Raw genomic sequence first — 18,288 nt, 5'->3', positions numbered from 1 at the left:
CGGCGAGGACGCCACGCTCACCGTCCCGATCGAGGTCGAGGGCGAGAACTTCGGCCGGAACCCGATACGGGTTCCGGTCTCCCCGGCCGTTGATCTGCTGCTCTACCGGTTGTGACCGTGCTGGTGCGCATCCTGCTGCGCGTCGTCCCCGAACCACTGGTGGGAGCCTCGCTGCTCCGGGCCGGGCCGCTGCGGGGACGGCTGCTGCTGGTGGGTGAACCCCGGCTGCTGCGGATATCCGGTACCCGGCTGCTGCGGATACGCCGGGCCCGGCTGCGGGTAATGCTGCGCGGGGCCCTGCGGATGCTGACCGGGATACCCTGCCTGCTGCTGATGCTGCGCGGGGCCCTGCGGATGCTGCGCCGGATATCCCGGCTGCTGATACTGCGGCGCGTGCTGCTGCTGCGGATACGCGGGTGCCGGCGGCTGCTGCGGACCGGTCTGCACGGGTTGCGCGCCCTCGTCCTGCCAGCGGCGCCGCGCCCGGGGCTGCTGGTCGTCGTGGTGCGCCCAGCTGGGCGCAGGCCGCGGCGTACGGATGGGCTGCGGCATCTCGTAACCCTGCTGCGGAACCGGCGGCTGCACAGCCGCGTTCCAGGTCACCGGCTGCGGAGGCGCGGACCTGCCGAGCTCCTGCATCTCCGACTGGGTGTGCCCGCCGTACCCCTGGACCGGAGTCGCGGCGACACCAGGCCTGTGGTGCGGCATCGTACGCTGCAGCGCCAGACCCTCCAGACGCATCATCTCGATGGTGGAGGTGACCCGGGGATCGGAGTATGGGTCCTCCTCCTCCCAGACCTCGGACACGCCGTCCTCATGTCCGGCGACCGAAACCTCGACGCCGCCCTGGCGGGTGCCCCAGCTGCCCTGGCCCAGGGTCAGCAGCGCGTAGAACCGCAGCGGGGTCAGGAGCAGCAGCTGGATGACGCCGTACAGCGGGGCCAGCAGGAACATGCCGAAGCGCCTGATGAAGCCCATTCCGCGGCGTGGGAAGTCGAGGTACCGCACGTTCCGCAGGTAGCCCATGAGGACCATGAAGACCAGATAGTCCCCGAGGTGGTTGAGGAACCGCTCCGGATGCAAGGCCGGCAGGATCACCATCGAGTAGAACATCGCCGAGCCGAAGACGAGCCAGAGCGCCAGCTCCATACAGGTCAGCCAGAAGGCGGGCCGGTACTTCTTCTGGTGCACGAAGGCCCACAGGGACTCGCGGAAGAACGACTTGTTCCAGCGGACCTGCTGGCGCAGGAAGTGCGGCAGCTTCTCCGGGACGGCCGTGTAGCCGACCGCCGTCTCCTGGAAGACGACCTGTCCCTCCATGAGGCAGTAGTTCGTCATCCGGCGGTCGTCACCGAAGACCGCGGGCTTGCCGAGGAACTGCTGGTTCAGGAAGTCCGGCAGGTACTTGCGCACCAGCGAGCCACGGTACGCGGAGAGCGCGCCGCAGCAGCACAGCACCGACTTCAACCGGGAGTACGCGGCCCGCTCGAAGAGGAAGGAGTTCCCGTACCGGAGGTCCTGCAGGCGCGTGAAGATGTTGCTGTCGTGGTTGAGCGCCAGCACCATGCCCGTCGACGCCATCACCCGGTCGTCAGCCAGGGGCAGCAGCAGCTCGCGGAAGGTGTCCCGGGAGAGCACCGTGTCGGAGTCCACGCACAGGAAGATGTCCGAGTACGGGGCGGCCTCGAAGCCGAGGGCGAGGGCCTCGCGCTTGCCCTTGTTCTGGGGCTGCACGCTGACCGTGAACTTCACGCCCAGCGCCTCGAACTCGCTCTTGAGCCTCCTGGCCACCTTGATGCCCGAGGGGTTCGCGCTCGCGTCGTCGATGATGTGGATCTCGTTGGGGAGCCGGCTCTGCGCGAGCACGCTGCGCATCCCCTGCTCGAACATCACCGGGTCCTCGTTGTAGATCGGGATGACTGCCGTCACCCAGAGCTGGTCGAGGTACAGCAGGTCCTCGCGGTCCGGCCGCGCGGGTCGGTAGAAGAGCGCCCCGAGCATCTTCAGGGTGAGCAGACCCATCGCACCGAACGAGTAGATGTGCAGGGAGTCCGGGTCCAGCTTGGTGAGGATCACCGCGGCGATACCGAGGAAGAAGAGGTACGAGACCCGCAGCTGCTTCTTGCGCCGGTGCCCGCGGCCCCCGGCCGAGTCGATCGCGCCCGGTATGTAAGTGTCCTGCTGACTCACAGTTTGACCACCTGGGGGTGGTCCGCAGACTTGCCCCGGGTGTCGAAGAGCAGGCGGGCGGAGTCTGCCAGCCGCTCGAGGTCCAGCTCGCGGTGCGGCTGGAGCAGGACCGTCAGGTCCGCGTCGGCTGCGGCGGCCAGATAGTCGTGCACGCGCGGCACGGCGCCGCCGGCGACCGTCCAGTCCTCCACCCTCGGGTCGAAGTAGGACAGCTCGGCGCCGCGGGCCAGCAGCAGCTCCGCGACATCCAGGGCCGGGCTCTCACGCTGGTCGGAGATGTCCGGCTTGTAGGTGACGCCGAGGACCAGGATGCGCGAGCCGCGCACGGGCTTGCCGTGCTCGTTGAGGAGGTCCGCGGCCCGCGAGACGACGTGCGCGGGCATCCGCTGGTTGATCTCCTGGGCGAGCTCCACGAAGCGGAACGGGATGCCGAGCGAGCGGACCTTGTAGGAGAGGTAGTTGGGGTCGATCGGGATGCAGTGACCGCCGACGCCCGGGCCCGGGTAGAAGGGGGCGAAGCCGAACGGCTTGCTCGAGGCGCAGCGGATGGCGTCCCAGAGGTCCACACCGATCTCCCGGCAGAACATGGCCATCTCGTTGACGAGGGCGATGTTGACGTGCCGGTAGGTGTTCTCGAGGAGCTTGGCCATCTCGGCCTCACGCGTGCCCTTGGCCTCGACGACACTTCCGACGAAGCGCTCGTAGAGGGCGCGGGCCGCCTTGGTGCAGTCGGCCGTGGTGCCACCGACGACCTTCGGCGTGTTCTCCAGGCCGTAGTGCGGGTTGCCCGGGTCTATCCGCTCGGGCGAGAAGGCCAGGTGGAAGTCCCGTCCCGCCACCATGCCGCCGGCCTCCAGGCGGGGGCGGACCACCTCGTCGGTGGTCCCCGGGTAGGTGGTCGACTCCAGTACGACGAGGGTGCCGGGTGCCAGGTGGGCGGCGATGTCGCCGACCGCCGCGTTCACCGCCGTGAGGTCGGGAGCACCGTGCTCGGTCAGCGGGGTGGGCACGCACACCACTACTGCCGCGGCGTCCGCGATGACCTCGGGCCGGTCCACCGCACGGAAACCACGCTCGAGCATGGCCGCGACATCGCTGTCACTGATGTCGTCGATGTGCGACGAAGCTGCGTTGAGCCCCTCGACCACCCGCCTGCTGCGGTCGATGCCCACCACCTGGAGACCTGCCCCGGCAGCTGCCCGCGCCAGCGGAAGGCCGACATATCCGAGGCCGACGACGACGAGGTCGATCGGGGGCGTTCTGGTCACGATGATGGGCTCCACCTCAGAGCCACGGGCCGACGAGGCAAGCCGGTGGCACGCTAATCCGAAAAACGATCAAACGACGTCTGAACATAGCCTCACTCCGGACGTTCTACGCCATCGACGGGCGTGGCATTTGCCACAGCTTGCTCAGTACAACCTTTGGCCACTCTCGCCTGTCGGCCGGGATGGGAGTCGCACTCGTCAACCGGGATTGGAGTCGCACTCGTCAAGGGGCCAGCTTCCCCATCGCAGGACGACCTGTAGTCTCTGCGCCGATCCACCGCTGGCCGCACGGCCCCGCCCCCACCCGAGGAGAACCTGTGGCGACCACTCGCCGCCGTCGGCCGCGCAGCCGCATAGGCAGAGTTTTCAAGGTCCTGGTCTTTGTGATCATCGCGGCCGCGGCGGCCGCGGCGGCCAAGCCGCTCTGGAAGCACTTCCATCCGGAGCCCGTCGAGCTCACCGTCCGTTACCGGACGGCCACCGCGGAGGACTCGACAGCGGTCGCCAAACCCTGGCTGGAGGTCTTCAACACGTCCAAGAAGACCGTGTCGCTCCACCAGCTGACCGTGCGCTACTACTTCACGGCCGACGGAGACGTGCCCTACGCGTTCAACTGCGTGGAGGCGCCGATGGGCTGCTCGAACGTCACCGGAACGATCGTCGCCATGGCCTCCCCCACCGAACAGGCCGACCACTACCTGGAGATCGGCTTCACCGACCAGGCGGGCCGACTCGCCCCGGGTGCGAACAGCCGCGGCCTGGAGCTCCAGCTCTTCAGAACCGACCACAAGCCCTTCAAGCAGAGCGACGACTGGTCCTTCGACGGCTCCATGTCCACGTTCCGGGCGTTCGAGCGGGTCACCGCCTACCGCGACGGCTTGTTCGAGTGGGGCAAGGAGCCGGGCGGCCAGTCCGCCGAGACCGCCGCTGCGCCACAGGCTGAACCCGCGGTCGAAATCCCCGACAGCGCCATGTTCGACAACTTCAACTACGTGAGCGCGAAGGACACCGCGCTGTTCAAGCACGGCTGGCTGGTGCGCACCAGCGAGGGCGGACCCGGTATCGACAACACCTGGTCGAGGAGCGGGGTCACCTTCCCGGGGAACGAAAAGGCGATGGACGGCCAAGTGGCACAGCTGCGTGCCCGCACCGACGGCACCAAGTCCGGCACCAAGCAGGCCTCGCTCGGGACCAAGGCCGCCAAGTTCCGCAACGGCACGTACGCTGCCCGTATCCACTTCACCGACAAGCCGTCGAGCGGCCGCAACGGCGACCACGTCAACCAGACGTTCTACACGATCGCCAAGTCGGACGCGGGGTACAGCGAGCTGGACAACGAGTACCTGCCGAACGGTGGTTGGGGGGCTCCGGGGCCGCAGCTGGACACCAACTCCTGGCGGAATGCCGAGAATCGCGACCGGGTCACCAAGCAGACGGACGAGAGCCTGGCCGGCTGGCACACCATGATGATGACGGTGGACGGCGACGGCGTCACCTACCGCCTGGACGGCCGGACGCTCTTTCACCACGACAAGGACTACGCGCCGAGCATCGACATGCACGTCAACTTCAACACCTGGTTCGTGGACCTGCCCTTCAGCGGCGACCGCACCTGGGACATGCAGATCGACTGGTTCTACTTCCAGGCCGGCAAGAAGCTGTCCGCCGATGATGTCCACCAGGCGGTCAAGCAGTTCCATGACCACGGCGTCGGCTTCTTCGACACGATGCCGACCGCCTGAGCCGGACTCCGCCGGGGTGCTCTGCCGCGCGTGGAGCACCCCGGCCGACCGGCCGTGACGGCGGCGGGTTGAAGCGGTACCGCTGCCGGTTGTTTGCTCTGGCGCGGGCGCCGCTCCCCGGACGAGGGGGGGCGGCGCCCGCGGGTTTTCGTGTACGGGGTTGCCGCGCACCTAGCGCGTCGTGCGCGGCCCCCGGCGCTGGGGGAGGGGGACCACCGCGCCGCCTCCCGCCGTGGGTGGGAAGCCCACCGGGGCCGGGGGGAGGCCCGCGCACTGGCGGAGCAGTTCGCACCAGGCCGTCAGGTGCGCGCCGAGCGACGTCGGGTGTTCGTGCGGGGTCCACGACGCCCGGATCTCGATCTTCGTGGAGGGGGCGCGGGTCGCCATCCCGCCGAAGTAGTACGAGCCCGCTCGCGTCACCGTGCCGCTCGGCTCCCGGTAGGACACGCCGCGGGTGTCCAGCGCGCCCGTCAGCCAGGACCAGCACACCTCGGGCAGCAGCGGATCGGCGGCCATCTCCGGTTCCAGCTCCGCCCTGACGAGGGTGACCAGGCGGAACGTCCCGCGCCATGCCTCGTGGCCGTCGGGGTGGTGCAGGAGTACGAGCCTGCCGTCGGCCGCCTCCTCCTCGTCGTCGTCCTCGCCCAGGACCGCGGCCTCCAGCGCGTACGCGTACGGCGCGAGCCTGCGCGGTGCGCGTGTCTTCTCCAGCCGCATCCCGGAGGGTACGGGGGCGGTTCGCAGTGCCTCCACCGCCTGCCGGAAGAGAAGCGGGATCTCGTCCTCCTCGGGTGTATCTCGGGGGTCATCAGCCAGGTGTCCAGGAGCCGCTGCCATGCGGGAAGGGTATGGGGAGTGAGGGCTTCAGGTGGGGATGACACCCGGATGGGTGCGGATCGCCGTCCGGCGGGGTGTCCGCGGCACCGCGTCCCGGGGTTCCGCCCCTGGACCCCGCGTTGGGGTTCATCCGTTCGTGCCGGCGCCGCCCCGCGCCTTCGGCGCGGGGTTGCCCCCGCCCGCACGCCGCCCGTTACCGGTTGTCTTGCCTGACGTCGGCGCCTTCGGTGTCGAGGGTCCCCGGCTCCAAGCCGCCGGCCCTCACCCCCGGGCTGCCCGATCCCGGCCCCCGGTGCGCTCCCATCCCCACCGGGTCCCGGTGCTCCCACCCCCCACCTGGTCCCGCCCCTCCACCGGGTCCGGGGCGGAGTCCCGGATACGGATCGTCTCGGCGTGCCCGCCCGAGGTGATCCGCGCGCTCAGCGGGCAGGTCCCGGCGGCCGCCTCGGCCGGCCCTCCGGTGGCCCTCGGGGGCAGCGGCCCGGCGGGCGCCCCCGGTGGCGCGTGCACCGCTGCCACCCGGGGGCAGGGTGTGTCCGGGGCGCGGGCTCACGCGTGCGAAGATGCGGGGGTGAGTTCTCTTGGTTTCGGGCAGAGTGGCAGCACCGTCGTACCCAGCACCGCCTTGCGTGAGTCGGCCTTCCTGAAGGCCTGCCGGCGGGAGCCGGTCCCGCACACGCCGGTGTGGTTCATGCGGCAGGCCGGGCGGTCGCTGCCCGAGTTCCTCGAGGTGCGCCGCGGCATCGCCATGCTCGACTCCTGCATGATGCCGGAGCTGGTCACCGAGATCACCCTGCAGCCCGTACGCCGGCACGGCGTCGACGCGGCGGTCTACTACAGCGACATCGTCGTACCGCTCAAGGCCATCGGCGTGGACCTGGACATCAAGCCCGGTGTCGGCCCGGTCGTCGCCCGTCCGATCCGGTCGCGGGAGGACCTGGCGCAGCTGCGCGATCTGCAGCCGGAGGACGTCCCGTACGTCACCGAGGCCATCCGGATGCTCGTCGGCGAGCTCGGCGCCACCCCGCTGATCGGCTTCGCCGGGGCGCCGTTCACGCTGGCCAGCTATCTCGTGGAGGGCGGCCCGTCCCGTAACCACGAGCACACCAAGGCCATGATGTACGGCGACCCGGAGCTGTGGACGGCGCTGCTGGACCGGCTCGCGGTCATCGCCTCCGCGTTCCTGAAGGTGCAGATCGAGGCCGGAGCGTCGGCCGTGCAGCTCTTCGACTCGTGGGTCGGCGCGCTGAAGCCCGCCGACTACCGGCGCCTGGTCATGCCGGCCTCCGCCAAGGTCTTCGACTCCGTCGCCGGGTACGGCGTGCCCCGCATCCACTTCGGTGTCGGTACGGGCGAACTGCTCGGGCTCATGGGCGAGGCGGGTGCGGACGTCGTCGGCGTCGACTGGCGCGTGCCGCTGGACGAGGCCGCGCGGCGCGTCGGACCGGGGAAGGCCCTGCAGGGCAACCTCGACCCCGCCGTCCTCTTCGCCCCGCGCGAGGCCGTACGGGCGCAGACCGACGAGGTGCTCGCCGCCGCGTCGGGGCTCGAGGGCCATGTGTTCAACCTCGGGCACGGGGTGCTGCCGAACACCGACCCCGAGGCGCTGACGGCGCTGGTGGAGTACGTCCACGAGCGCACCGCGCGCTGAACGCGGGTCCTCAGCCCGTCTCCTCCAGGTAGGTCCACAGCGCGCTGCCCTCGCCGCCCACGAACGGCAGCGTGCGTGCGGCGTCCCGGATCTCGTCCACGGTCATCCAGCCCCACCACGCGATCTCGCGCGGTTCGGGGGTGATCGAGGCCGTCTCCGCCGGACCGAGGCGCGCCTCGTGCACGCCCATCCAGTACGGGCCGTACGGCCCCTCGTAGATCCGCTTGAACACCAGGCGCGGCGGCTCCGCGAGCCGGATGCCCAGTTCCTCCCGCAACTCCCGCGCGGCCGCCTCGCCGTAGCTCTCGCCCGCCTCCGCGGCGCCGCCGGCCACCGTGTCGTAGTGCCCGGGGTGGCGGCTGTCGTCGTCCGGGCGGCGGTGCACCAGAATCCGGTCCTCGGCGTCGCGGCAGACCGTCACCGCGATCCGGTGCAGCAGCCGCGCACGCATCGCCTCCGCCCGCTCCACCACCGCGACGACGCGGTCGTCCTCGTCCACCTGATCCACCAGTTCGGCCATGGCCCGCATCCTGTCAGGCGGGCTGCCCGGCCGCCTCCGGATATCCGCGCCGGGTGGCCCGAACTACCCCCGCATGTCCGCCGCGACCGCCGCCGCGGCCTTGCGCGCCGCGACCAGGACCGGGTCCCAGACCGGGGAGAACGGCGGGGCGTAGCCCAGGTCCAGCGACGTCATCCGCTCCACCGTCATGCCCGCCGTCAGCGCGACGGCCGCGATGTCCACCCGCTTGCCCGCGCCCTCCCGGCCCACGATCTGGACGCCCAGCAGCCGGCCCGTACGGCGCTCCGCGAGCATCTTCACCGTCATCGGCGCGGCGCCCGGGTAGTAGCCGGCGCGGCTCGTCGACTCGATCCGCACCGTCAGGAACTGCAGGCCCACCTCCCGCGCCTGCGCCTCCAGCAGCCCCGTCCGGGCGATCTCCAGATCGCAGACCTTCGACACCGCCGTACCGACCACACCGGGGAAGGTCGCGAAGCCGCCGCCCACGTTCGTACCGATGACCTGGCCGTGCTTGTTGGCGTGCGTGCCGAGCGCGATGTGGCGGGTGCGGCCGGCGACCAGGTCGAGGACCTCGACGCAGTCGCCGCCGGCCCAGATGTTCTCCTGGCCGCGCACCCGCATCGCGAGGTCCGTCAGCAGTCCGCCGTACGAGCCGAGGGGGAGGCCCGCGTCCTTGGCGAGGGCGGTCTCCGGGCGTACGCCGAGACCGAGGACGACGACGTCCGCCGGGTACTCGTCGTCCTCCGTGGCGACCGCGCGGGCCCGGCCCTCCGCGTCGGTGAGGACGGCCGTCGCCGCGGCGCCCGTGACCGTGCGGACGCCCATGCCGTTCATCGCGTCGTGCACCAGCCGCCCCATGTCCGGGTCGAGGGTGCTCATCGGCTCGTCCGCCGCCTCCAGCACGGTGACGTCGATACCGCGGTGGACCAGCGCCTCCGCCATCTCCACGCCGATGTAGCCGGCGCCCACGACGACCGCGTGGCGCACCCGCTCCTTGTCCAGTACGTCGATGAGCGCCTGGCCGTCGTCCAGCGTCTGGATGCCGTGCACGCCCGGGGCGTCGATGCCGGGGAGCCGCGGGCGCGTGGGACGGGCGCCGGTGGCGATCACGAGGTGGTCGAAGCCGTGCCAGCGCTCGTCGGCGGCGGGGTCGTCGAGGTCGCGGGTGCGGACGCACTGGCGGTCCAGGTCGATCTCCGTGACCTCGGTGCGCATCCGCAGGTCAATGCCGCGGGCGCGGTGCTCCCCGGGTGTTCGGGCGATGAGGTCGTCGCGGGCCGCGACCTCGCCGCCGACCCAGTAGGGGATGCCGCAGGCGGAGAACGAGGAGAAGTGGCCGCGTTCGAACGCGGTGATGTCCAGTTCGTCCTCGTTCTTCAGTCTGCGCGCCTGGGACGCGGCGGACATACCCGCCGCGTCCCCGCCGATGACCACCAGCCGCTGCTTCGCCCCCACCATGACGTCCTTTCGTCGCGTCGTGCACCCAACGCTAATCCTGCGGTGTTCGTTCCCGCAGCATCGGGGCGTCCTGGTGGGGGTGGTTGCTCACTCCTTCTCGTCGCCGCCCGGCGCGGGAGGCGGGCCCGACACCCACGGGACCGGCGGCGACAGGGCCGGCGGGGCCGGGGCGCGGTCCGGGAGCCGGCGGCGCAGGGTGCGCACGGCGAACCACAGGACCACGGCCACGGCCGCGAACGGGGCCGCCGCCGCCAGCACGATGCCGATCCAGCGGAGCGTGCCGACGAACGCGTCCCAGCCGCCGGACAGGGCGGACAGGATCGTCGGATCGTCGTCGTCCTTCGGCTTCGGGGCCTGGTCCGGCTCGAGGACCTCGAGCGTGATCGTGCCGAGGCTCGTGCGGTCCTTCAGCGACGCCTGCTGGGCGAGCAGCGCCTCCAGGTTCGCCTCGCGGGTGGAGAGTTCGCCCTCCAGGGCGACGACGTCGCTGATCCGGGTCGCCTCGTCCATCAGCTTGCGGATCCGGTCCACGCTCGCCCGCGCGGACTTCACCCGGCTGTCCACGTCGACGACCTGGTCGGTGACGTCCTGGACCTTCACGTCGCGGCTGAGGAGCTTGTCGCCGAGCTCCGCGACGTCCGCCAGCGTCGTGTCGTACATGTCCGCCGGGACCTTGAGCGTGACGACCGCGTGCTCGGAGCCCCGCCTGGTGTTCACCGACTCGTTGCTCACATAGCCGCCGGCCGTCTCGACCGCGGTCCTGGCCTCGGCCACCGTGCCGGCCACGTCCTTCGCCCGTACGGTCACCTCCGCCGTACGGATCAGCGCCGTCGGCGCGAGCTTGAGGCGGCCGCCCTGGGCGGCGGAGCTGGGCGCGGTGCCGGGGGCGGCGGCGTCGGGGCCTGCGGCTTCCTTCTGCGCCGCGCCGCCCCCGTCCGAGGACTGGGCCCTCTCACCTGACTTGGCGCTGTCGCTGCCGGCGTCGTTGTCGCCCGCACCGCAGCCGGTGACGGTCAGCGCCGCGGCCAGCAGCAGCGCGGCGAGTGCGGGGATGCCTCTGCGCATCGTCGTCCCCCCGGGAAGTAGGTCGAATGTGCCCGTTGGACGCGGCGGCCGCGCCTCCGGTTGCCCGCCGCGGCCACGAAGAGGTCACGGTCGGGGCGCGGATCGGCGTCTGAGAGAGTGGCCGTATGGAATGCGTGGTCATCGGTGGCGGAATCGCGGGACTGGCCGCGGCGCGACGGCTCCTGCGGGGCGGCGCCCGGGTCACCGTGCTGGAGGCGGCGGACCGCGTCGGCGGCAAGCTGTACGCCGGCGAGATCGAGGGGCTGCCCGTCGATCTGGGCGCCGAGTCGATGCTCGCCCGCCGGCCCGAGGCCGTGGACCTGGCCCGCGAGGTGGGCCTCGGCGACGCGCTGCGGCCGGTGGCCGTCGCGGGCGCGTACGTCTGGACGAGGGACGCGCTGCGGCCCATGCCGCAGGGGCATGTGATGGGCGTCCCGGCATCGGCCGACGTGCTGCGGGCCTCCGGTGTCGTGTCCGACGAGGCGCTGGCGCGCATCGCGCACGAGGCGGAGCTGGCGCCCGCGGAGGTCGGCGACGACGTCGCCGTGGGCGCGTACGTGGCGTCCCGGCTGGGCCGCGAGGTCGTCGACCGGCTCGTCGAACCGCTCCTCGGCGGCGTGTACGCGGGCGACGCCTACCGCATCTCGCTGCGCGCGGCGATGCCCGCCCTGTACGACGCGCTGCGCGCCGGGCGCACGCTCACCGACGCCGTGCGCGCCGTGCAGGCGGCGGCGCCGAAGGCGGACGGCCCGGTGTTCATGGGCCTCGACGGGGGCATCGGGCGGCTGCCGCTCGCCGTGGCCGACGACGTACGTGCGGCTGGCGGGACGATCCGTACCGGCACCGCGGCCCGCTCGCTGGCCCGGACCGCCGAGGGCTGGCGTGTCACCACGGCGGACGGCACGGCATACGACGCCGACGCGGTCGTCGTCGCCCTGCCCGGGCCGGCCGCCGCGCGGCTGCTGCGCGAGCCGGTGCCCGGGGCGGCGCGCGAGCTGGCGGAGGTGGAGTACGCGTCGATGGCGCTGGTCACCATGGCGTTCCGGCGCGACGAGGCCGAGGAGCGGCTGCCGGCCGGCAGCGGCTTCCTCGTACCGCCCGTCGATGGCCGCACCATCAAGGCGTCCACCTTCTCCTCCCGCAAGTGGGCGTGGGCGGGGGACTCCGAGCTGTTCCTGCTGCGCACGTCCGTCGGGCGGTACGGCGACACCGCCGACCTCGGGCGCGCCGACGGCGAGCTGGTCGACGCCTCGCTCACCGATCTGCGGCAGGCCGTCGGCCTGACCGCCAAGCCCGTCGCGTCGCAGGTCAGCCGCTGGGAGGGCGGGCTGCCGCAGTACGCCGTCGGCCACGTCGACCGGGTCGCGCGGATCCGCGCCGCCCTGCCCGCCGGGGTCGCGGTGTGCGGTGCGCTGTACGACGGCGTGGGCATCCCGGCGGTCGTCGCGAGCGCGGGCCGGGCCGCCGACGAGCTGCTCGGGGCACCTGGGACAATGAGGGCATGACTGCCGCACCAGACCGCATCCCCAACGCGGGCAAGAAGGCCAAGGACCTCAACGAGGTCATCCGCTACACCCTCTGGTCCGTGTTCCGGCTCCGCGACGTGCTGCCGGAGGACCGCGCCGGCTACGCCGACGAGGTGCAGGAGCTGTTCGACCAGCTGGCCGCGAAGGACGTCGTGGTCCGCGGCACGTACGACGTGTCCGGGCTGCGGGCCGACGCGGACCTGATGATCTGGTGGCACGCGGAGACCGCGGACGCGCTGCAGGAGGCGTACAACCTCTTCCGCCGCACGAAGCTGGGGCGCGCCCTCGACCCCGTCTGGTCGAACATGGCGCTGCACCGCCCGGCGGAGTTCAACCGCTCGCACATCCCGGCCTTCCTGGCCGACGAGACGGCGCGCGACTACGTCTCCGTGTACCCCTTCGTCCGCTCGTACGACTGGTACCTGCTGCCCGACGAGGACCGCCGCCGCATGCTCGCCGACCACGGCAAGATGGCCCGCGGCTACCCGGACGTCCGCGCCAACACGGTCGCGTCCTTCTCCCTCGGCGACTACGAGTGGATCCTCGCCTTCGAGGCGGACGACCTCTACCGCATCGTCGACCTCATGCGCCACCTCCGCGCCTCGGAGGCCCGCATGCACGTCCGCGAGGAGGTCCCGTTCTACACGGGCCGCCGCAAGGCGGTATCCGAACTGGTGGCGGGCCTGGCCTGAGCCCGGTGCGCCCGGCACCGGCCCGTCACCTGTGGACAACAGGCGGCGGTGTCGGTGCCGCGGGATAGCCTGGAAGGGGCTTGGCCCCCGGGAGGGCGGGGTACGGTGCCGATCAGTACGCGACTCGAGCGCCGGATCCGGCGCGACTTCCCGGATCCCGGCTCCGCGCCGGAGATCGTCCGCTTACTCGAAGAACTCCCGGAGACCGCGGGCTATGACGCTGCGCACTTCGCAAGCGAGCGCCTGCAGGCCGCGATCATCCTGCTCGCCTCCGGGAGCGTCCGCCGGTTCCGGGACGCCGTCCGGCTCGCGCTGACGGACTGGCGCGACCTGCTGGTCGCAGCCGAACTGGCCGACGAGGGCTGGCCGGATCGGCTGCAGGCCGAACTGGGACCCTGAGCCGTCAGGCCCCCGGGGACTCCCGGACCGCCGTCGGGGCCGCGTGGGGGCCGCAGGAGGCTGCTGCGCCCGGGGTGCGGCCGTGCAGTAGGTACGCGTCCACGTGGGCGTTCACGCAGGTGTTGGGGCCGCCCGCGATGCCGTGGGAGCCGGAGCCGCGTTCCGTGACGAGGGTCGAGCCCGCGAGGCGGCGGTGCAGCTCCTTCGCTCCCGCGTACGGCGTGGCGGCGTCCCGCTCCGCCGCGAGGACCAGCACCGGCGGCAGCGTGCCGTGCGACGTGCGTACGTCGACGGGCTGCTGGCGCGGGGTCTTCCAGTACGCGCACGGCAGGTTCATCCAGACGTTGTCCCACGTCTCGAACGGCGCCCGGCGCGCGAGCCGCGTGTTGTCCGCGTCCCACACCTTCCAGTCCGCCGGCCACGCGGCGTCGTTGCACTCCACGGCCGTGTAGACCGCGTTGCCGTTCTCCTCGGAGGCGAAGTCCGCCGGGTCCACCGACGCGAACTCCACCAGCGCCGCCGGCGATCCGTCGGCGAAGTCCGCGAGCGCCGTCGCCGCGATCGGCCAGAAGTCGTCGGCGTACCCCGTCTTCAGGAACGCCGCCTGCAGCTGGGCCGTGCCGACGCGCTTGCCGGCCGGCTCCTTCTCCACGGCCGCCCGCACCTTGTCGTACGACCGCTGCACCTCGTTCGCGGTCGAGCCCAGCCCGTACACGTCGTCGTGTGCGGCGACCCAGGCGCGGAAGTCCGCCCAGCGGCCTTCGAACGCCTCGGACTGGATGAGGTTGTTCTCGTACCAGACCTTCCGCGGGGACGGGTCGACCGCGCTGTCGAAGACCATGCGCCCCACCCGCTCCGGGAAGGCGGCGGCGTAGACGGCGCCGAAGTACGTGCCGTACGAGGCGCCCAGGTAGTTCAGCTTCGGCTGGTGCAGCGCGGCCCGCAGCACCTCCAGGTCCCGGGCGTTGTTGATCGAGGTGTAGTGCTCGACGCCGCGGTTGGCCGCACAGCCCGCCGCGTACGCCTTGGCGTCCTCGTTGCGCGCCGCCTTGTCCTGCTCGGTGGGGGACTGGGGGCTGTGCGAGGGGGCCTCGGCGAACTCCGCCGGGTCCTGGCACGACAGCGGCCCGGACGGGGCGACACCGCGCGGGGCGTAGCCGACGAAGTCGTAGGCGCGGGCCAGGCTCTGCCACTCGGTCAGTCGGCTGAGCAGCGGGAAGTACGTGCCGGAGCCGCCGGGGCCGCCCGGGTTGTAGACCAGCGCGCCGAGGTGCTCCGCGGCCGGGCCGGTGGCGGGGACGCGGCTCACCAGCAGTTCGATCTGCTCGCCGGCCGGGTCGGCGTAGTCGAGCGGGACCCGCACCGTGCCGCACCGCACCGTGTCGGGGAGGTTCTCGGCGGCGGGGCAGGCGCCGTACGTGATCCCGGCCCGCGCGGCGCGCGCGGCGACGACGTCCACGCCCTGCCGTACGCGCGCCAGGTCCGGGGCGAGGTCGGGGGCCTTCGCGTGGGCCTTCGCGTGGGCCGCCGGTGACGGGTCGTCCGGGTGGGCCGCGGCGGGGACGGCCGCGAGGCCGGTGAGAGCGAGCGAACCGAGCATTCCGTACAGCACTGCTGCCCTCAACGGCCGATCCCTTCGTAGCTGCGCAACAAAAGGGATAATTCGCTGAGCATTTGGCGAAGTAAAGGAGGCCGCCGGGGTGTCGGGCACACACCCGGGAAACTCCTCCTATTCGCCCTACCCGCGCCGGCGGCCCTACCCGCCCTGCCCGCCCTGCCCGCCCTGCCTGCCCTATTCGCCGAAGGCCGCGCGCAGCTCCGGCTCCGGCAGGACGCGCGGGCCGCTCACCGCCACCGCCGAGAGCAGCCGGCCCTCGTCGTACGACCCGGGGTCGCCCTCGCCCGACCGCGGCCGGGGCACGCCGAAGCGGGCGAGCGCCTGCTGTCCGGCGTACGAGGCCCAGCGCGTGTACGGATGGATCTCGATCCGGGCGATGAGCAGGGAGCCGCCGACCAGCAGCAGCGGCAGTACGAACCAGCCGTGCAGGGCCGGCGCCGCCGAACCGGGCGGCGTCAGGGCCGTCGCCAGCAGCCACAGCACCAGGACCACGAGCCCGGCCAGCCGCACCTGCCGTACGCCTGCCCGGATCGCGGCCCGTACCCGCGGCGGGGTGGCGAGCCCGTCCCGGGCCAGCGCCTCGCCGAGCGCCGTCATCGGCTCCGACGCGGCAGCCGCCGCCCGCACCTCGGGGACGCGCGCCTGGCCGTCCGGGCCGACGGCCTCGAGCACCCCGCGCTCCAGGGCGTCGTGCGGGACCGGGTCGACGACCGTGGCCCAGCCCGTGTGCGCGAGCAGCAGCCTGCGGGCGCGGGCCATGCGGACCAGCGTCAGGTCGGCGACCCGGCGCGGTCCGCCGGCCAGGAAGGCGATCTCGTACAGGGAGAGTTCACCCTTGGCCGCCTCCTCGGCGGCCGGTTCGGGCCAGCGGCCCGCGACGACGGCGGCGCGGCACAGCCGGCCGCAGGAGACCACGGCGAACGCCCAGGCCAGGAAGACGAACATCACCCACATGGCGGAGTTGTACGTCATGGGTGCCGTTGAGCGCCAGACCTTATCCGCTATGCGGGCACCGGACCTGTGCGTCACGGGGCGCGCCGGGGTGCGTCACCGGTCGTGCCGGGGTGCGCTGGAGGTGGCTCCGATGCCTGGTTTCGTCCGGGTTCGGCCGGTCAGCCGCAATGGCGGCCCGAGTTGACGCAGCGCACCGCCCGCTCCATCAGTCCGGGCGGCAGGAACGCGGCGAAGTCCGCGTGGTCGGTGACCGGTTTGTGCAGCTGCTCCGGGAACGAGTCGAGCGCGAACCCCGGGGCGTCCGGGGCGTCGTACGCCAGGCGGATCCGGAGCTGGGGGACCGGCTTCGTACCGGCGGGGCAGGCGCCCGTGGCGCGGTCCGGGAAGACGAGATGGGCGCGGTGGTTCGCGCTGTCGGTGCCGGTTCCGTCCCAGCAGCTGGGGAAGTCCAGGACGCGGACGACCTGCGAGGTGCCCGGGCAGACCGGGTACCGGTCGGTCAGCACGCGGTCGCCGAACCCGGTACAGGTCCACTGGGCGCGGGCGTTCGCGCCGCCGTTGGTGAAGGCGCGGGCGTCGCCGGTGATGGCCCGCAGGCCCTCCGGCATCGCGGTGACCTTCGCCGTCGGGTTGCCGCGGAAGGTCAGGGTGACGCGGGCAGGGGTGAGGACGCGGCCGGTGTTGAGATCGGGGTCGGCGCCGTCGTCCGTGGCGGTGATGTCGCGCAGGACCGGCCAGAAGTACGTCGACTTGTCGCCGTTCGTGCAGGTCGTGTCGGCGGCGCGGAGCGAGTCGTCGGTGGAGAAGGCGTCCGTGGAGAGGTTGCCGACGTAGTCGTGGACGTGGTGGGCGCCGTTCGCGACGCCGGGCGCGACGATGAAGTTGTCCGGGTTGCGGTGGCCCTCGGTGTTGCGGCCGCAGCGGCTGGTGAACGTGCCGGTGGAGGCGCCGCGGCGGTTGCGGGGGCGGGGGGCGGCGCGGGGGGCGGTGCGGATGTCCGCGAAGTCGGCGGACGTGGGGGGTTCACCGGGGGTGTGGTGGGGGGTGCCGGTCGCGGCCGGGGTGGGTTCCGGTGCGCTCGGGGAGGGGGCGGGGTGGGCCGTGCGGCCCGCGGAGGCCCTGTCCGTGAGGGTGGCGAACGCGCCGCCCGACGCGAGGAGGGTGAGCAGGGCTATCAGGATCAGGTGGGGGGCTGCCATGCGGCGGCGGTGGTGGTGTGGGGGGTGGTTGTTCATGGGCGATCACTTCTTCTCCGGTTTGTTCTCCGGTCCGGGACTGCCGGGCCGCGGACGGTCACTCCTCTCCGGGGGAGTCGCGGGCGGGGGGAGCGGATACGTGCGCTGCGGGGTCGCCGCGACCGGCGGCCGGGGCGCGGCGGTCGGGCGTCCGGGGGTGGGGGCGGGTGAGGTGGTCGCCGCGTCGGCGGCGATCGCGTCGAAGTCGACGAGGCCCGTGTTCTCCAGGACCGTGATGTGGTCCAGGACGGTCGCGTTCGCCTCGTCAGCGAGGGCGCGGACCAGGGAGTTGCGGGTGGTCGCGCGGATCTGGGCCACCACGGCGAAGACCTTGCCGTGCGCCAGGCGCAGGATGTTGGCGAACTTGCGCTCGTACTCGGGGCCGTGGGCCTCCGCCAGCTCCGTCAGCCAGGCGCGCTGCTGGGGGCTGGGCTGGTTCGGCAGCTCCACGCCCAGCCGGGCCGCGACGCGTCGTACGCTCGCGTCGAGCCGGGTGTGTCCTTCGACCAGGTGCGATCCCGCTTCGCGGACGGCTTCGGTGGTGCCGCGCTGCTGGGCCTGCTGGCCGGCGGGGAGCTCCCAGAGGCCCGCGAGGCGTACGCGCAGGACGAAGTCGCGATCCGCGGCGGACAGGGGGCCGAACCGGGTGGCCACGGTGTCGGCGTCGAGGTCGGCGGGGGCGCCGGGGCCGGCCCGGAACGTGAGGATCGGGAAGAGCAGGGCGGCCAGGGTTGCGGCGAGGGCGCCTATGACTAGGGCGGTGCCGGTTGCTGTGCGCATGGGGCCTCCTGGTGCGGCACCGCACGGTAGTGACGGGTTGTGGTAACCCGTCACTTGTTCTATGGAATCCCTCGCGTGGGGGGCGTGGGGTTGGTAGCTTGCCCCGCCGCGCTGGGGGGTGCGGCCCTCTGCGGCGGTTGCGCCGGCTGTCGCGCATCCGGCCTTCGGCCGGAGTCCTCAGGCGCCGGACGGGCTGGGTTTGGGCTGCTCGCCGTGTTGCCTGGCGGCGGGCGTTGTCGGCGCTGCGCGCCTCGGCCTCAATCGCCGGCCGGGCTTGATGTTGCGTTGCGCTGCGGGGGCTTCGCCCCCGGGCCCCCTTTGCGGCCTTCGGCCGCGTCGCGCCTGGCGGCGCT

At 72.5% G+C, this 18,288-nt stretch carries 15 protein-coding genes; 5 read left to right on the top strand and 10 right to left on the bottom strand.

Annotated elements, in window-relative coordinates; genetic code table 11:
* Positions 1-102: 102 nt before the first annotated feature.
* Both AB0M28_RS35580 and AB0M28_RS35575 read right to left on the bottom strand, forming a co-directional pair.
* On the bottom strand, positions 103-2,190 hold the full coding sequence (locus tag AB0M28_RS35580; protein ID WP_365414113.1) for a glycosyltransferase: 2,088 nt from the start codon (positions 2,188-2,190) through the stop codon (positions 103-105).
* Positions 2,187-3,458, bottom strand: a complete 1,272-nt coding sequence (locus tag AB0M28_RS35575) for a nucleotide sugar dehydrogenase (protein WP_365414111.1) — start codon at positions 3,456-3,458, stop codon at positions 2,187-2,189. The genes AB0M28_RS35580 and AB0M28_RS35575 overlap by 4 nt, the downstream gene beginning before the upstream one ends.
* A 383-nt stretch (positions 3,459-3,841) precedes the next feature.
* Between AB0M28_RS35575 and AB0M28_RS35570 the strand changes: the two genes are divergently transcribed.
* Positions 3,842-5,200 carry a cellulose binding domain-containing protein gene (locus AB0M28_RS35570; RefSeq protein ID WP_365414109.1) on the top strand — a complete coding sequence of 453 codons (1,359 nt, stop codon included), beginning with the start codon at positions 3,842-3,844 and terminating at the stop codon, positions 5,198-5,200.
* Between the two features lie 171 nt (positions 5,201-5,371).
* On the opposite strand, the gene AB0M28_RS35565 is transcribed toward AB0M28_RS35570, so the two are convergent.
* Positions 5,372-6,037 carry a DUF3000 domain-containing protein gene (locus AB0M28_RS35565; RefSeq protein ID WP_365414107.1) on the bottom strand — a complete coding sequence of 222 codons (666 nt, stop codon included), beginning with the start codon at positions 6,035-6,037 and terminating at the stop codon, positions 5,372-5,374.
* A gap of 571 nt (positions 6,038-6,608) precedes the next feature.
* Here AB0M28_RS35565 and hemE point away from each other — a divergent pair.
* On the top strand, positions 6,609-7,688 hold the full coding sequence (hemE, locus tag AB0M28_RS35560; protein ID WP_365414105.1) for a uroporphyrinogen decarboxylase: 1,080 nt from the start codon (positions 6,609-6,611) through the stop codon (positions 7,686-7,688).
* A 10-nt stretch (positions 7,689-7,698) separates the two neighbouring features.
* On the opposite strand, the gene AB0M28_RS35555 is transcribed toward hemE, so the two are convergent.
* The 3 genes from AB0M28_RS35555 to AB0M28_RS35545 all read right to left on the bottom strand — a co-directional run bounded on the left by AB0M28_RS35555 (position 7,699) and on the right by AB0M28_RS35545 (position 10,731).
* Entirely contained in the window at positions 7,699-8,208 is a 510-nt protein-coding gene (locus AB0M28_RS35555) for an NUDIX domain-containing protein (protein WP_365414103.1), read from the bottom strand.
* A 63-nt stretch (positions 8,209-8,271) separates the two neighbouring features.
* On the bottom strand, positions 8,272-9,666 hold the full coding sequence (locus AB0M28_RS35550) for an FAD-dependent oxidoreductase (protein WP_365414101.1): 1,395 nt from the start codon (positions 9,664-9,666) through the stop codon (positions 8,272-8,274).
* An 87-nt stretch (positions 9,667-9,753) separates the two neighbouring features.
* Positions 9,754-10,731, bottom strand: coding sequence for a DUF4349 domain-containing protein (locus AB0M28_RS35545; protein WP_365414099.1), 978 nt, complete (start codon positions 10,729-10,731; stop codon positions 9,754-9,756).
* A 125-nt stretch (positions 10,732-10,856) separates the two neighbouring features.
* Here AB0M28_RS35545 and hemG point away from each other — a divergent pair, with 125 nt between their 5' ends.
* From hemG to AB0M28_RS35530, 3 genes are all read left to right on the top strand, one after another.
* Entirely contained in the window at positions 10,857-12,236 is a 1,380-nt protein-coding gene (gene hemG / locus AB0M28_RS35540) for a protoporphyrinogen oxidase (RefSeq protein WP_365414097.1), read from the top strand.
* A complete protein-coding gene (hemQ, locus tag AB0M28_RS35535) occupies positions 12,233-12,949 on the top strand; it encodes a hydrogen peroxide-dependent heme synthase (protein WP_365414095.1) in 717 nt (238 codons plus the stop codon). The genes hemG and hemQ overlap by 4 nt, the downstream gene beginning before the upstream one ends.
* 105 nt (positions 12,950-13,054) lie before the next feature.
* Positions 13,055-13,348, top strand: a complete 294-nt coding sequence (locus AB0M28_RS35530) for a hypothetical protein (protein WP_365414093.1) — start codon at positions 13,055-13,057, stop codon at positions 13,346-13,348.
* Between the two features lie 4 nt (positions 13,349-13,352).
* Here the strand turns inward: AB0M28_RS35530 and AB0M28_RS35525 are convergent, their stop codons facing one another.
* From AB0M28_RS35525 to AB0M28_RS35510, 4 genes are all read right to left on the bottom strand, one after another.
* Positions 13,353-14,972, bottom strand: coding sequence for an alpha/beta hydrolase (locus AB0M28_RS35525; RefSeq protein ID WP_365414091.1), 1,620 nt, complete (start codon positions 14,970-14,972; stop codon positions 13,353-13,355).
* A gap of 168 nt (positions 14,973-15,140) precedes the next feature.
* Positions 15,141-15,938 carry a TIGR04222 domain-containing membrane protein gene (locus tag AB0M28_RS35520; protein WP_365414089.1) on the bottom strand — a complete coding sequence of 266 codons (798 nt, stop codon included), beginning with the start codon at positions 15,936-15,938 and terminating at the stop codon, positions 15,141-15,143.
* 140 nt (positions 15,939-16,078) lie between these two features.
* Positions 16,079-17,119 carry a DUF1996 domain-containing protein gene (locus AB0M28_RS35515; RefSeq protein WP_365414087.1) on the bottom strand — a complete coding sequence of 347 codons (1,041 nt, stop codon included), beginning with the start codon at positions 17,117-17,119 and terminating at the stop codon, positions 16,079-16,081.
* A gap of 42 nt (positions 17,120-17,161) precedes the next feature.
* Positions 17,162-17,935 (bottom strand): DUF4142 domain-containing protein, encoded by a 774-nt coding sequence (locus tag AB0M28_RS35510; protein ID WP_365414085.1) that lies wholly within the window; start codon positions 17,933-17,935, stop codon positions 17,162-17,164.
* Between the last annotated feature and the right edge of the window lie 353 nt (positions 17,936-18,288).

It is taken from the genome of Streptomyces sp. NPDC051940 (assembly GCF_040680895.1).
Lineage (GTDB): Bacteria > Actinomycetota > Actinomycetes > Streptomycetales > Streptomycetaceae > Streptomyces.
This window is presented reverse-complemented; position numbering and strand designations above follow the sequence as displayed.

Excerpts from the sequence above, each read along its gene's own strand:
- AB0M28_RS35550 (WP_365414101.1), bottom strand. The coding sequence starts at position 9,666 with ATGGTGGGGGCGAAGCAGCGGCTGGTGGTCATCGGCGGGGACGCGGCG.
- AB0M28_RS35555 (WP_365414103.1), bottom strand. The coding sequence starts at position 8,208 with ATGGCCGAACTGGTGGATCAGGTGGACGAGGACGACCGCGTCGTCGCG.
- AB0M28_RS35565 (WP_365414107.1), bottom strand. The coding sequence starts at position 6,037 with ATGGCAGCGGCTCCTGGACACCTGGCTGATGACCCCCGAGATACACCC.
- AB0M28_RS35510 (WP_365414085.1), bottom strand. The coding sequence starts at position 17,935 with ATGCGCACAGCAACCGGCACCGCCCTAGTCATAGGCGCCCTCGCCGCA.
- hemQ (WP_365414095.1), top strand. The coding sequence starts at position 12,233 with ATGACTGCCGCACCAGACCGCATCCCCAACGCGGGCAAGAAGGCCAAG.
- hemG (WP_365414097.1), top strand. The coding sequence starts at position 10,857 with ATGGAATGCGTGGTCATCGGTGGCGGAATCGCGGGACTGGCCGCGGCG.
- AB0M28_RS35520 (WP_365414089.1), bottom strand. The coding sequence starts at position 15,938 with ATGACGTACAACTCCGCCATGTGGGTGATGTTCGTCTTCCTGGCCTGG.
- AB0M28_RS35545 (WP_365414099.1), bottom strand. The coding sequence starts at position 10,731 with ATGCGCAGAGGCATCCCCGCACTCGCCGCGCTGCTGCTGGCCGCGGCG.
- AB0M28_RS35515 (WP_365414087.1), bottom strand. The coding sequence starts at position 17,119 with ATGGCAGCCCCCCACCTGATCCTGATAGCCCTGCTCACCCTCCTCGCG.